We start from the raw sequence: 14,407 nt of genomic DNA on the forward strand, positions 1-14,407 counted from the left end.
TCTTGGGAAGACTTACGTCTATGAGGAATAAAAGCAGGGCATTCAAAGACTTACTTACTAACAATGATTTTAGCAACTATTCTTTATCTTTAAGATTCAAATATGCCTCATAAAACACAGAAATAAAACAGCGAATAAAGGATTGGAGGGTTTCGATCGATCAATGGTAATTTTCGATTGATTAATGGTCTATGAATTGATCCTACGCTATAAAGAAACGATTGAATGGGTTAAACTTTTAAGAAGTTCTTGTTGGAAACAACAAAACCTTCCAATTTTTTGTATTATTGGAAGTTCGTAACGATAGTGATTCCATAATCCAGTATTTTCTAGCAAAAATGGCAAAAAATAAAAAACGCAGAAGACCCATCCATGTTTTGATGATAGATGATGATGAAGGACTTTCTGCATCAATTAAAAATAGAGCCCGCCGATATAATGTAATTATAACCAGTACTACCAATTTTCGAGATGGGTTCAAAGAGCTAGAAAACAGCCCCAAATATCAAGCTGTTATTTTGGATGGAAAGGCTCCTATGACGGCAGAACAGCCTAAAGGAACAGAGGCCGAAAATTTTGTACACGAAGCAATCTTAAAACTGAGAGAATTGGAGATCCTTCATGAACGAACGCTCCCTTTTTGTGTGCATACGGCTTGGTATGTGCAACTAGAACCTAGTTTGCGCAATAGAGCTCAAATTTTTGACAAGAAAAAGACGGCTGTTGATGATAATATGATGGAAGCGATGTTTGAGTACCTTCATCAGGCAATAGGAACCTTAGAAATCACCAAAATTAAGCAACAGCATCCTGAAGTTTTTGAATTTGCAGAAACATATCTAGATGCTGAAGACAATACCTTTTTAATTAGTTTGTTGTCTCCCAAACTTTCTTCTAAACGAGAAGACTTAATGAACCGCTTAGGTTTTATCCGCCGCTTAGAAGAGTCGATCCTAAATGTTTATTGCAAAGAATACCTTAAAATGGACCCTATGCTCTTTGGGCAAGGCAAAGAAACCCCTGGTAGAGGCAAGGATTTGATCGACCACATCAAAGTCAAAAAATTAGCCCCTTTGCACATTTCTTTTATGACTTATGTCATTTATAGTACACAAAGCATTGCCATCAATCACAAAGCTCCTGAATCTAGTGAGTATTACAATTATCCAATTACTATTTATACGGTTCAGACTTTTATTAATGCCTTATTGGATATTATTATTTGGGTACAAACGAGTATTGAAGAAGCCCATCAAAATGGATAGCCTATCGCAATAATAAACTTGTGGCGCTCTGGATGGAATGGCTTGGCATTCCAGTAAGGTCTAGGATCTGTTTCATTTTCACCATAACCTTGAGGTTCTCGAACTTGAAATGCAAAATCAAATCGAAAAACAAAAAAACTTAAATCAAATCGCAACCCAAGTCCTGCCCCAATTGCCAACTGTTCGTAAAAGCGCTCAGTAAAAACGCCTGTTTTTACATTGGGGTATGGAATTCCACGACTAGAAGAAGTAGATTCTAACAGCCATATATTGCCCACATCAACAAATAAGGCAGCCCCAATCCAAGAATTAAACATAAATCGATACTCGCTATTAAATTCTACTCTAAAGTCTCCCATTTGAAACTCAGCTCCATTAATTGAGCGTTGTGATCCAGGTCCCAAGTATCTCAAATTCCAAGCCCTCATACTACTAGGTCCCCCCAAAGTAAAACGCTTTACAAAAGGAACTTCTGTACCTTCGGAGTTGCCATAAGGAATAATAATTCCCACCATTAACCTAGAGATAATAGAATGGCGCTTGCTTAATTTGTAGGAGTAACGAATATCTAAATCTGTTCGAAAATATTGCGAGTAATCTATGCCCCAAAATTGCATGGTTTCCTTGGGCTTAATGATTTTATCTGCCAAATAGAAAAGGTTTCCTGCCACCTCAAAAGAAGACTTAAAATACCAACCTCCTCCTTTTGTTTTGTTATCCAAGGAGCTAAAAGTATAACTAAAATCCATGCTAGGAATTAAATAACTCGCCGACAAAGATTCATACAACGGACGATTGTTTTCTTTTAACAAGGCCTCAAAGTTAGCATCTAAGACAGGTTTTAAGGTTAAATTAATCAATATAGGATTCCATCTAAAGGCATGTTGTGTTCCCTTAGACCATTCATAGCCCATTTTGGTATAAAAAGAGCTAATCTGAAAATCTGCAGCCTGTTGCAAAAAACGATACCCTATTGCTACTTTGGTGCTAGGTCTTTCCATTTTAAAAGCCTTTTCAATCCCTTTTATCCCCAAGAAACGAGGAAAATACAAACTTGTTTCTAGGTTAATGTCTAACAAGTTGACCGCCTGCTCAAAAAAGTTATTGTCAAAACTATCCTGTCCATTGAGTTTAAAATCAATCCCACCAAGAGCCGATACTTCAAAGGTTTCTGCTCCTTTAAATATATTTTTATTTTGATAAGAAAGAAACGTAGCAATTCCAAGACTAGACACGGTAGCGTAATTGTTATTAACCTCAAAGTCCGCTCCTACTGCCTGCTTTTTACCAGGTTGCATCTTAACCAAACAATCTAGATGGTTCTTTTTGCCATTGGCAGAAGGCACATATTCGATGCGGGGAAATCGAAAAACATCCAATTTATCAATGCGTTTTTCAGATTCTTGCGAGGTTTTATTATTGTACAAATCACCCGCCTTAACCAAAACAGCATCTGAAATGATTTTATCTCGGATGAAGTATTTTTGTCGTTTTTCCTGTTCACTTGCTGGTTTTCCATCCTTGTTTTTGACAATTTTTCGCAGGATAATATGGATAATTTTGTCCTCTGCTAACAAATCTGCACGAGAATTTAAGGTCATTTTTTTGAATCGAGGGACACTACGTTGCACGAGCCTTATTTTTTTGCCATTCAACAGAACGCTTTCTTTTATTAAGGAATCGTTGGGCAACATAATATCATTGCTCTTTAGCAAGATTTTCTTTTGTCGTTCTTTTAGCGTTCGTTCTACAATAAAAAAAGAATCTTTTTTTATTGTACGTCTTTGGTGAGCCTTTAAAATATACTCATTGGGGGTAATATAAACATTAGAAATCGTATAACGAGGATGCATAATTGACGTATCAGAGTAGGGTAAAACTTCTAGATAAACATTGGCTCTAGGCTCTCCTTGTTCTAACGGACCACCAAACAAACCACCTCCTTTGGGCTTCACCTTTCTGGCATTAATCGTATCGGCCTCCACAACAATATAATTCCAATTAAAATCATAATAGCCTCTATCTCTAATGGCCAATGTGATTCGCTTTTTTTCTTTCTCTAAGTTTTGGTCAAAATTATCGGCTGATAAAGGCACTCCCTTTTTGAGAATTGTCGAAACCTTAATTTCTTCTAAAATTTTGTGTATGGCAGAATCTTTAGAAAATACAGATACGGTATCAATCAATAAAGGCATTCCTGTTTTGATATGATAACTAACAATTGCCTTATGTCGCTTATATTTTATACTATAATCTACTGATGCATTAAAATAAGCCCTCTGATTCAGAAAAATACGCATTGACTCTGCTGTTTTTCTAGTCAGTGCAGTATCTAAAATAACAGGTTTTATTCCTACTTTATTGTGTAACCACTTTTGTAAACCATTCGATTTTCGACGGATAGTTTTGGGTAAAATAGCATTGCTATCTCTATTGAATCGGTAAGAAGTTGATAAGGTATCGTTAAGATGATAAACCCACTGTCTAAAACCTTTGACGACAGAACGATCGGGAACCTGTTTTATTATTGTAGATATTTCGTACCACAAATTCTCATAGTCTTCTTGTATTTTGTACTTTTGCTTTACAAAATTAAGTTCGTTTTTGACAACCCTGTGCTCGTCATAAACTCTATTCCGAGGTTTCTCTGTTGATTTTGAATGGCTTTTTAAATATTTATGATTGCCACAGCTACTCATAAGTAGGCACAAAAACAAAACAATACCATAGAAGTGCTCAAATTTGTATTTCATAGATAAAAAATAGAATTAGGTCAAGATGTTATCCAAAGCAAAGATTAAGTATTTACAAGCTCTTCATCAAAAAAAATATAGACTCAAAGAAGAGGCTTTTTTGGTAGAGGGCGAAAAAATTATAGCAGAAGTACTTAAGCAAGACATATTCAATGTTCATTCCATCTATGCTACAGAAGCTTGGGTTAACAAAAATAAAAGCTTTTTATCCCAATATAATTCGATATTAAGTGTTGTTAGCTCCCACGAGCTCAAAAAAATCTCTGCCTTAAAAACTCCCAACTCGGTAGTTGCTGTTGTCAGAATTCCTAATTATACGCCTTTAGTTCAAAAAATACAAACATCCCTAAATCTAGTTCTCGAAAATATTCAAGACCCTGGCAATATGGGAACCATCATACGAATCGCCGACTGGTTTGGCATTCCTCATATTTTTTGCTCAAAAGGCTGTGTGGATTGTTACAATCCCAAGGTTGTACAAGCTAGCATGGGCGGTTTTTTGAGGGTTCAAATTCACTATACCAATTTAGAGACCTTATTGGACAAGCATCCACAATTGCCTGTTTATGGTGCCGTATTGGGAGGAAATAATGTCTTTGAAGAATCGCTAAAACAACCTGCCTTTTTACTGATTGGCAACGAAGGAAAGGGCTTAAGCGATCCGATCAAAAATCATCTAAGTCATCGCATTACAATTCCTCGGTTAGGGGGAGCCGAATCTCTAAATGCAGGAGTAGCCACAGGCATCTTATGCGCATTGTTTAATGCTAAATAGCAAAGCAGAATCAAGTTTATTTTGCGTTGAAATTATCTAATAACAAACATTAGAGCAAACGTCTAACATTAATATTTTGATCAAAAAAGCCTTCCTTAGGCATAACATACCCCATAAATTCTCAAAACAGTTGGATCATGAATCAAACCAATTCCAGAATTTATGGGGCAGGACTACCATCCAAGCATAAACTACTCTGCTGTTATTTTCTAAAACTTAGAACAGCATGATATTCTTTTTCAAAATCTTCCACTTCCTTGGATTTTCGTTCTTCTGACCAAGCTAATATCTTTGCCATTTCGTTCGCCACGTATGGGTACCAACGTTTTAAGGTTGGTCGTTCAAAATAAAGCCTTCCTGTACGACGAATAAAGAAATCGCACAAATTATTGGTCATTTCATAATGAATTGCATACCACACTTCGGCACTCATTAAACGATCATGGGGATCTCTAATTGAGTTATACAATTCATAAGCTCGATTGATAATAAGTTCTGTATTGGTTCCATACTTATAGACCAAAGCCTGAACATCGGCTGTTTTTAAATCAATTTGCTTGGCTTCTCCTGTTATTTTATAAATATAATCTTGAATTGCCTCAGACGAGTCAAAATCACCTCCAGACAAAGTTAAATCCTGCGTTTTTGAATGATTTTTTGTTCGCATTGTTTTGGCAACAAAGTTGAGCACTCGTTCAGCCATCTTGCGATACCCTGTCAACTTTCCTCCTGCGATAGAAATTAAGCCCGTTTCTGAATAAAAGATCTCATCTCTACGAGATAATTCGGAAGGAGATTTTCCATCTTGATGAATCAAAGGGCGCAAGCCAGCCCAAGAAGACTCTACATCTGCAAGGTCTAATTGAGCAGTAGGAAACATATAATTCGTCGCCTCTAAGATATATTCTACATCTTCTTTGGTCGTGTTGGGTTGGTTAATATCAGTATCATAAAAGGTATCTGTTGTTCCTATATAAGTAATATTTCCCCTTGGAATTGCAAAACACATTCGATTGTCCTTTTTGACATCAAAATAAACCGATTGTTGGAGTGGCAATTTTTGGTAGGGCACCACCACATGCACCCCCTTTGTAAGATGAAGACGCTTGCCAACCACTCCTTCTTTATCATTTTTTCGTACGGTATCCACCCAAGGGCCAGCAGCATTTACGACTCGTCTAGCCTTTACCTTTATCGTTTGATTAGACAAATGATCGTTTAATACTGCTCCCCCAACGTATCCATTTTCTTTATAAATAAATTCTGTTGCCTCTAGATAATTCAAACAAACAGCCCCATTAGCCACAGCCGTTTTCATATTTTCAATGGTCAATCGAGCATCATCCGTTCTATATTCATAATACAAACCGCCCCCCAACAAAAGATCAGGGCGCAACAATGGTTCTAAATCTGCCACAACTTCCTTTTCTAGCATTTTTCTACGCTCATCCTTTTCTACACTTGCTAGGCGGTCGTACACCCACAGACCAATAGAGCTTAATGTTTTACCCAAAGAACCTTCTTCTATAATTGGCAAAAGCATTTTTTCGGGAATCACAATGTGGGGAGCATTGGCATGAACAATCGCTCGTTCAACCCCAACTTCATGAACCAAAGCAAACTCTAGCTGTTTTAAATAGCGCAAACCACCATGAATTAATTTGGTAGATCGGCTACTCGTTCCCCAAGCAAAATCCTTTTTTTCTACTAGTGCTACTTTGAGCCCTCTAGTAGCGGCATCCAAAGCAATTCCTGCTCCTGTAATTCCACCTCCGATAATCAATAAGTCAAAAGTATCTGTCTCTAATTTAGACAACCAGCTAGCACGTTCAGCAGCTGAAAAAGTACCTGTATTCATTAATATTATTTATAATTGATGATTTTTTAGTATGACAAATATAGTGGAATTAGTTTTGTTTAAAGACTTATTGATAAGACGATTTATACAAAAAAAACTCTACAACTAGTTGTAGAGTTTTTTCATTTAATGTAGGTATTTAGACTAAACTAATCTTCGTTTAATTTTTGTTGGAACAGATGGGTTCTACCTCTACTCTTCGGTTAGCACCACCCCCATTTCTGTACTTGGGTAGCGGCTGTGAGCCACCAAAAAAGAAGACCGATATTTTGTTAGGATTGACTCCCATATTTACCAATTCTCGCTTTACAGCTAAAGCTCTCTCTCTTGACAAATCAAGATTTTTGCGTGGGTTACCATGGATATCAGTATGCCCATACAAATTAATTCTAGCCTCGGCATAAGTATTAACATACTCCACTACATATCTGATGTTCTGAATTGCTTTTACTCGCCCAGAGAATTTGGTCTCGTTCTCTTTAAAAACTACATTGGGCAAATATACTCGGGTATTACATTCTAGGTCCCCTACCGCAGACAAAGCTCCAGGCATATAGTCAATTGGTTCTGGATTTTGTATGATATTAACCACCTCTCTTGGAGTGCTAGTAGTACTTGGTCGTGTAGATGTTGTTCTAGGTCGTGTTGTAGATGCTGTTGTGCTCGGTCTAATGGATGAACTAGTTGGAGCACTCGATGTTGTCGGTCGTGTTGATGAGTTTGTACTTGCCAAGGTAGCCTCCTCTGATACCTTTGGTTTGATGTAATTAAACGATTTTTCAAATCGATTTACTACAGCCAACATATTTTCAGACTTTCCTAATAGAGGGTTTTCTTTGGTTTTGATCATAATATCAAAACAGTTGAATTTGTCTTGATCCAAATGCCCATCCTTTCCTTCTATTAGGTCTAACATACGAATATACCTAGGAATACGAACAAAATGAACTTGACAAGTTACAACATCCCCTCTTTTTAGATCATAGCTGATTTCGGGCACATTGGTTAATGAGCTTCGTTTTACTTCATTATTGATGGCAATATTAGCAACTTCTAGCTGCTTAAACTGAATTTCCAGTCCTCTCATACGAGGAGGAGTACGCAAATACCAAGAATTAGGATGATTTCCATTGTAAAAAGTAGCTGATCCAGATTCCTGAACAACATAACGAAAATGAATAATCGTTCTCTTTTCTTGATATTCTATTTTATCAATTTGATAATGGGATTTAAACTTTCTGTACTTTGGGAGATAATCAAAAAAACTACTAATAGCACTAACTGTTTCTATTCCACTGAACAAAAACAACAGTAGGAACATTGTAATTTTGGGGAGATGATTTGTAAAAAACAAAATTCTCATCGTTAGTAAAGTTTATATTCTAGTTTAAATGTGGTTATAGTGGCCTTAGCTACCTTTTATATGCGATTTTTTTAAGTTTTGTTACAAAAAAGAGATAAAAAGTTATTGTCAGCATAAAAATAGCAAAAAAACAAATGTATCCTAAAAATATCTCAATTTTACATACGAACTTATCCTATATTTATTATCATTCTCGATTCAACAGCATCATATTTCCATCCAAAGATAAAGCAACTGCGCCTTTAAATACTTGTTTGAATCTCGTTTCAAAAAAATGTTCTGTCTTAACTTTTAATAGATCATTATAGGTCAACTGGTTATACATTAGCAAAGCATTGGGTCTTAATACTTCTTTGATATCTTCTAAAAATTCTATCGACTCAAAAGCAGAGGGAATTTGGTCGTCGATAAAAATATCAATTGCTACTAAATCAAATGTTTTAGAACATGATTTAACATAACTTAAGGCATCTTCACAAACAACTGAGTAGGAAGATGATAGTCGTTCTAAGGTATACTTCTTAGCTAAATTTACAATTTTTTGATCAATTTCTACTAACGTATAATTATATTTTTTTTTAAATTTTTTTTCTAGTAAAAAAGGAATAGACCCTAAGCCCAGTCCTAGCACCAAGACATCGTTTATTTTATATCGTTCTAGATCAACTTGTTGAAAACTTTTTCGAAAATTAACATATAAGTCGTCATAAGAATAAACAGCATTTTTAGTACAGAGGGCGTATCTACCTTTTCGGCAAATCACTTCTAGCTTTCCACTATAATCACTATCCGTCTCTTCCAACTGAATATCAAACCAATAACTCCCCAACTTAGTCCAAAAAGAAGGCTCCATATTTATTAATAAGTTCGATGATGATCCGTTTCTGCAAAAATATGCTTTAATATATCTTCTTCTATTTCATCCAATACTTTTCCTCTACGAGCCATAACCCGTTTAGCCGTTTCGAGCACCTTGTCCATTTTGTACGTAACAAAGCCTTTGCTACTCCCCCAAGAAAAGGAAGGAATAAATTTTCGAGGAAAATCGCCACCAAAGATATTGCTTGAAACTCCGACTACTGTTCCAGTATTAAACATCGTATTGATACCCGCCTTAGAATGATCGCCCATAATTAGACCGCAAAACTGCAACCCTGTTCGATAAAACGAAGCAGATTGATAATCCCAAACCCGTACTTCACCATAGTTGTTTTTCAGATTAGAATTATTAGTATCGGCTCCTAAATTACACCACTCTCCGATTATAGAATTCCCCAAAAAACCATCGTGTCCTTTATTGGAATACCCGATAAGAATAGAATTATTGATCTCACCGCCAACTTTAGAATAAGGTCCAATGGTGGTTGCTCCATAGATTTTAGCAGCCATTTTGGTCGTTGCCCCTTCACACAAAGCAAAACCTCCACGTATAATAGTCCCTTCCATAACGGTTGCATTTTTACCAATATAAATCGGTCCATTCTCTACATTCAGTATCGCACATTCCACCCATGCTCCTTCTTCCAAAAAAACCTTAGCAGGATCACCAATAACGGTATTGGTTGCACTTAGAGGTTGAGACATTCGCCCATTGGTTAAGGCATAAAAATCTGCTTCCAAGGCGGCGGCATTCTGCTGGAACAAATCCCAAGGATAATCAATGTGAATAAGTTCTAAGTTGGTTTCTATAACGGTAGGAATTTCTTGCTCTCCGCTCAAAAAATCTTTAGCAGTAGCCTGAGTTGTTTTAAGAACAATGGCCTTTCCATCTTTTGTCAATAAGGTATTGGCAGGCAATTCGTGCAAGATATACTCACAGAGTTCTTTAGTTGGTAAAATTGCTCCATTAACAAGAATATTGAGCGCCTCAAACTCTACGGGGTACTTGGCAGAAAGGTATCGAGTGGTAAAATAAGAGGCCTTCATCCCCAACATATTTTCCCACTTCTCTCGAATTTTGAGAATCCCTACTCGAAGCTCCCCTACAGGGCGAGTGAAAGTCAATGGTTTTAATTGTTCTCGATTGTTATCAAATAAAATAAGACTTATACCAGCCATGCCAAAAGGTGTGTTTAAATTGATAGAAACATTGATAGAAGCCCTAATGTACAAAATTTATCATAAACTAAAAACCTCTATACTTACAGAACTAAAATACATAATTTATCATCACAAGGTAATGTATAAAACAACCTCCCATTACAAACAAATGCCATATAAGATGAGCATAAGGAACCCTCCCTTCTGATTTATAAAAAAAGATGCCAAACATATATACTAAGCCTCCAACAATTAACCAATTAAATCCTGTTGCAGGCAATGTATTATAAATATAATCTCCTTGAATTACACCAATCCAAGCCATTACAACAAATAAAAGAATAAAGAACCAATCGTATTGCCCTGTAAATTTAATCTTTAGCAAGACTCCTACCATGGCAACAGACCATTGCAAAAGCAACAAAGACCACCCTGTCGTTCCTCCAACAGTCAATAGCAATAAAGGCGTATAATTTCCTGCAATAAACAAAAAGATCGCACAATGGTCCATTATTCTTAATCTCTTTTTGAGCAATGGCGCTGAAGAGCCATGATATAAAGCTGAGGCAGTAAATAAAATTACCAAACTAAGCCCATATACAATAGCTGAGGTTAGTGCATATTCCTCGTTGCTATTGGTACCAAGATAAATTAAATAAATAAAGCCTATCACAGAAACCATCGCAAACAAACCATGCGACCAAGTATTTAATAGTTCTTCTCTGTAAGTTCGAATGGGTAAATCTGAAAAAAAACCACCCAACTCCGTTTCTAGTCTATTGCTTATATCATTAGATTCCCAATCATTTAGTTCCTTCAGTTTATCCATAATCGATTCGTTTTAAATTTGGCTGCCTAAAACACCTATACGCAACAATAAAAAAGTAAAAATTCTCTTCTATTGGTCTTAAACTCCGTTTACTTATGCGATTACTGCGTAGTTGGTACAAAAACCTATTGTAATACTTCGTACCTTTTAATACAAATACTACACCTATTTATTTTTTATAGTATTTATAAAATAAAAAAAGTCTTTCTGAAAAGATCCAGAAAGACTTTAGAGCGAAAAACGAGATTCGAACTCGCGACCCCAACCTTGGCAAGGTTGTGCTCTACCAGCTGAGCTATTTTCGCTTATTTATTTAACAAACAACTTGTATGCTTGTTCCTTGTGGGTACAAAGATAGAACAGTTTTTTAAAAATGCAAAAAAAACAATTGGCTTTTTTAAACTTTTTTTCTTGATTTTATCATCAATTGGCGTTATTTTTTTCTGAATCAACAACTTAGTACAACAAAAAAAAATCAAAAAAAAATTCATTTTATTTTTACAACGATGCTTTCTGTGATTGCCAATTAAGAAATGTGTTGTATTCATAATTTGAAACGGTGTAGAAATCTTTATCCCTCCTTCCAATTATCAATACAACACAAGCCTGCAATTGCTATTATTTCTTTTTGCCAACTTGCAACACATCGCCACAATTGCTGCATTTGTGCAAAGCCTCATTGCCATTAAACTTAGCAAATGTTTCTGGCAACTGCTTTTCAATATTAGTTAATTTAAAATAATCTTCGTGTAGTTGATGATTGCAACTTTCGCAATACCATTGAAAACCATCTGTATGTTGCTCTACATCACGAACATGTTCAATAACCAACCCAATTGTTCCTTCTGGTCGCTGAGGTGAATGGGGTACTTTTGCAGGCAATACAAAAATTTCTCCTTCTTTGATGGGAATATCCTTTGGCTCTCCATTATCAATAATCTTAAGCACCATATCGCCCTTCAATTGCATAAAAAATTCTGGTGTTTCATTATAATGATAATCTTTTCGCAAATTAGGCCCACCAATGACCATTACAATATACTCAGAACCAGGAAATACTTCTTTATTACAAACAGGAGGCTTTAAATTATCTTTGTTTTCTTCTACCCAATTCATTAGGTTAACTACATTAAATGCTTTCATTTTGATTTGAAGTTTTAATAATGTTCGTTCTTTGACAAATTGCGTGGAAATGTTAATTAATGGTCTTAATTATGCCGTTTGGGTATTAGATTTTAGAAATTAGATCGCTTCGCTTTTAGACTATATAGGCATGAATTGCAGCTATATAGTCTAAAAGCGAAGCGATCTAACAACGTGGTCTAAGCTGTAATATCCCCAAATAGAATAATATCACAATTAGTAGCACACAATTTGTCAAAGAACCATAATGTTTTTGATCAATTAAGTAAACCATTAAGTACCCAGTATTAGCCCTAGCTACTTAATTCACACCTAGTCTATGGTAGCAATAACTTTTAGTTCTATACCAATAGGTGTAGGTAGGCAGTTGATTTCACAAGTCGTTCTGCAAGGTTGATTATCCTTAAAATACTCTGCATAGAGTTTGTTGTAGATTTTAAAGTCATCTTTCATATTGGTCAAAAAGACCGTCACATCAACGATATTTTCCCAACTAGAACCACAATCCTCTACAATATAACGAATATTATCAAATACAGCACGACACTGTACTTCAATATCATAGGAAACAATATTTCCTTGGTCATCTAATTCCACTCCAGGAATATCCTTAGAACCTAGTTTTCTTGGTCCTACACCAGACAAAAACAAAAGGTTTCCGACCTTTCGAGCATGAGGGTAAGCGCCAACTGCCTTGGGCGCTCTATCAGAATACAATAATTCTTCTTTTGGAATCATAGTTTAGTAATTAAGCACATTCCATGATAAGCAATCCTCTTATCAAGGAACAATTAAGTAATTGTTCACAATAATTTACAGGAAAAAATATAGGTTATTTTTTCCACAAAACAATCCAAACCTTTTTAGTATTGGATACAAACATTCTTAGGTTCAGTAAAAAAGTCCAAAGCATGGAACCCTCCTTCACGCCCAACCCCAGAAGCTTTAACTCCGCCAAAAGGCGTTCTTAAGTCACGCAATAGCCAACAATTCACCCAAACAATCCCAGCATGTATTTGCTGTGCCATTTTAGTTGCTCGACTAACATTGCTAGTCCACAACGTAGCAGCCAAACCATATTGGACACTATTAGCATAGCCCAACACTTCTTCTTCTGTATCAAATGGCATAATCGTCACTACAGGTCCAAAAATTTCTTCTTGGTTCGTTCTACAATTATAATCCAAGCCCTCAATAATGGTTGGAGCTATAAAATAGCCCTCTTGACAACGCCCCTCCAATTGCAAAGCATTGCCCCCTGCCAGCACAGAGCCACCTTCTTCTTTTGCTAGCTTAATATAAGACAAAACTTTCTCTTGATGAGCTTTAGAAACCACCGCCCCCATTTTGCTATCCTCCTGATTAGGATCCCCCACCACAAGGTTTTTAGTTCTAGCGACAAAATCTTTTTTGAATCGTTCATAAATTGGACGCTCTACAAAAATACGAGAACCACAAAGGCAAATTTGCCCTTGATTGGCAAAAGAAGAACGCATGGTAGTTGCCAACATCTTATCATAATCACAATCTGCGAAAATGATATTAGGATTTTTCCCGCCCAACTCCAAGGATAGTTTTTTGAATTTAGGGGCTGCAATTTTTGCAATGTGCGCCCCTGTTTGAGTTCCTCCAGTAAATGAAATTGCTTTTACATGGTCGTGCTCAACAATCGCATTCCCCGCAGAATGCCCTAAACCATGCACAATATTCAGAACACCTGCTGGCAAACCTGCTTCTATACAAAGTTCAGACAACAAATAAGCCGTCATAGGAGTAACTTCTGACGGTTTAGCCACCACACAATTCCCTGCCGCCAAAGCAGGAGCTATTTTCCAACTAAACAAATACAAGGGTAAATTCCAAGGTGAAATACAGCCCACTACACCAATCGCATCTCGCAAGGTATAATTAATGGCCTGATTGGTCATGGCATGCGCTCCAGCAGCATAATGATGAATTGCCGTAGCATAAAAATGAAAATTGCTTGCTGCCCGTGGAATATCAACCATCCTTGCCAACCAAAGCGGTTTTCCATTGTCCATAGATTCAGCCAAGGCTAAGCGTTCTAAGTTTTCTTCGATTAGCGTTGAAATGCGAAGTAAAATTTTAGAACGCTTGGCAATTGGAGTCGTAGACCAAGCTGGGAACGCCGCTTGAGCAGCTTGAACAGCGAGTGCAACATCCTCTGCTCCCGAATTGGGAATCAAAGAATACACCTGCCCTGTTGCAGGTTCAAAATTATCAATATATTCCTCTGAACAAGGAGGCATCAATTTACCATTAATATAGTTTTGTAGCTTTTGCATGATATAGCATGATTAGAGGTTTGTTAGTCGATATTAGGGCTGCTAAAAATATAAATATTCTATCAAAACTTAACT

Annotated in this window: 11 protein-coding genes and 1 tRNA gene; 2 read left to right on the plus strand and 10 right to left on the minus strand. The window is 36.4% G+C overall.

The genetic code is table 11. The features are described 5' to 3' along the window. The first annotated feature begins 338 nt into the window (after positions 1–338). The gene (locus AsAng_RS13830) at positions 339–1,265 is read left to right on the plus strand and encodes a response regulator receiver protein (protein WP_264793389.1); all 927 of its coding nucleotides are present in this window, start codon (positions 339–341) and stop codon (positions 1,263–1,265) included. Here AsAng_RS13830 and AsAng_RS13835 read toward each other — a convergent pair. Then, a complete protein-coding gene (locus AsAng_RS13835; RefSeq protein WP_264793390.1) occupies positions 1,253–4,018 on the minus strand; it encodes a BamA/TamA family outer membrane protein in 2,766 nt (921 codons plus the stop codon). The two genes, AsAng_RS13830 and AsAng_RS13835, sit on opposite strands and share 13 nt — an antisense overlap. A gap of 25 nt (positions 4,019–4,043) precedes the next feature. Between AsAng_RS13835 and AsAng_RS13840 the strand changes: the two genes are divergently transcribed. Next, positions 4,044–4,793, plus strand: coding sequence for a TrmH family RNA methyltransferase (locus tag AsAng_RS13840; RefSeq protein ID WP_264793391.1), 750 nt, complete (start codon positions 4,044–4,046; stop codon positions 4,791–4,793). A 202-nt stretch (positions 4,794–4,995) separates the two neighbouring features. On the opposite strand, the gene AsAng_RS13845 is transcribed toward AsAng_RS13840, so the two are convergent. The 9 genes from AsAng_RS13845 to AsAng_RS13885 all read right to left on the minus strand — a co-directional run bounded on the left by AsAng_RS13845 (position 4,996) and on the right by AsAng_RS13885 (position 14,332). Then, positions 4,996–6,651 carry a glycerol-3-phosphate dehydrogenase/oxidase gene (locus tag AsAng_RS13845; RefSeq protein WP_264793392.1) on the minus strand — a complete coding sequence of 552 codons (1,656 nt, stop codon included), beginning with the start codon at positions 6,649–6,651 and terminating at the stop codon, positions 4,996–4,998. A 160-nt stretch (positions 6,652–6,811) separates the two neighbouring features. Beyond that, positions 6,812–8,014, minus strand: a complete 1,203-nt coding sequence (locus tag AsAng_RS13850) for an OmpA family protein (RefSeq protein WP_264793393.1) — start codon at positions 8,012–8,014, stop codon at positions 6,812–6,814. 187 nt (positions 8,015–8,201) lie between these two features. Then, positions 8,202–8,867: a spermidine synthase gene (locus tag AsAng_RS13855; RefSeq protein WP_264793394.1), complete on the minus strand. Its 666-nt coding sequence runs from the start codon at positions 8,865–8,867 to the stop codon at positions 8,202–8,204. 5 nt (positions 8,868–8,872) lie between these two features. After that, the gene (locus tag AsAng_RS13860) at positions 8,873–10,072 is read right to left on the minus strand and encodes a GlmU family protein (protein ID WP_264793395.1); all 1,200 of its coding nucleotides are present in this window, start codon (positions 10,070–10,072) and stop codon (positions 8,873–8,875) included. A 91-nt stretch (positions 10,073–10,163) separates the two neighbouring features. Then, positions 10,164–10,883: a PAQR family membrane homeostasis protein TrhA gene (trhA, locus tag AsAng_RS13865; RefSeq protein WP_264793396.1), complete on the minus strand. Its 720-nt coding sequence runs from the start codon at positions 10,881–10,883 to the stop codon at positions 10,164–10,166. 232 nt (positions 10,884–11,115) lie between these two features. Continuing rightward, positions 11,116–11,188, minus strand: a tRNA-Gly gene (locus AsAng_RS13870). Between the two features lie 313 nt (positions 11,189–11,501). Beyond that, positions 11,502–12,026, minus strand: coding sequence for a 3-hydroxyanthranilate 3,4-dioxygenase (locus AsAng_RS13875; RefSeq protein WP_264793397.1), 525 nt, complete (start codon positions 12,024–12,026; stop codon positions 11,502–11,504). 312 nt (positions 12,027–12,338) lie between these two features. Further along, positions 12,339–12,764 (minus strand): RidA family protein, encoded by a 426-nt coding sequence (locus tag AsAng_RS13880; protein ID WP_264793398.1) that lies wholly within the window; start codon positions 12,762–12,764, stop codon positions 12,339–12,341. Between the two features lie 125 nt (positions 12,765–12,889). Beyond that, positions 12,890–14,332 (minus strand): aldehyde dehydrogenase, encoded by a 1,443-nt coding sequence (locus tag AsAng_RS13885; RefSeq protein ID WP_264793399.1) that lies wholly within the window; start codon positions 14,330–14,332, stop codon positions 12,890–12,892. Positions 14,333–14,407 lie beyond the last annotated feature (75 nt).

Origin of the sequence: Aureispira anguillae (genome assembly GCF_026000115.1) — a bacterium.
GTDB classification, from domain to species: Bacteria; Bacteroidota; Bacteroidia; order Chitinophagales; family Saprospiraceae; genus Aureispira; species Aureispira anguillae.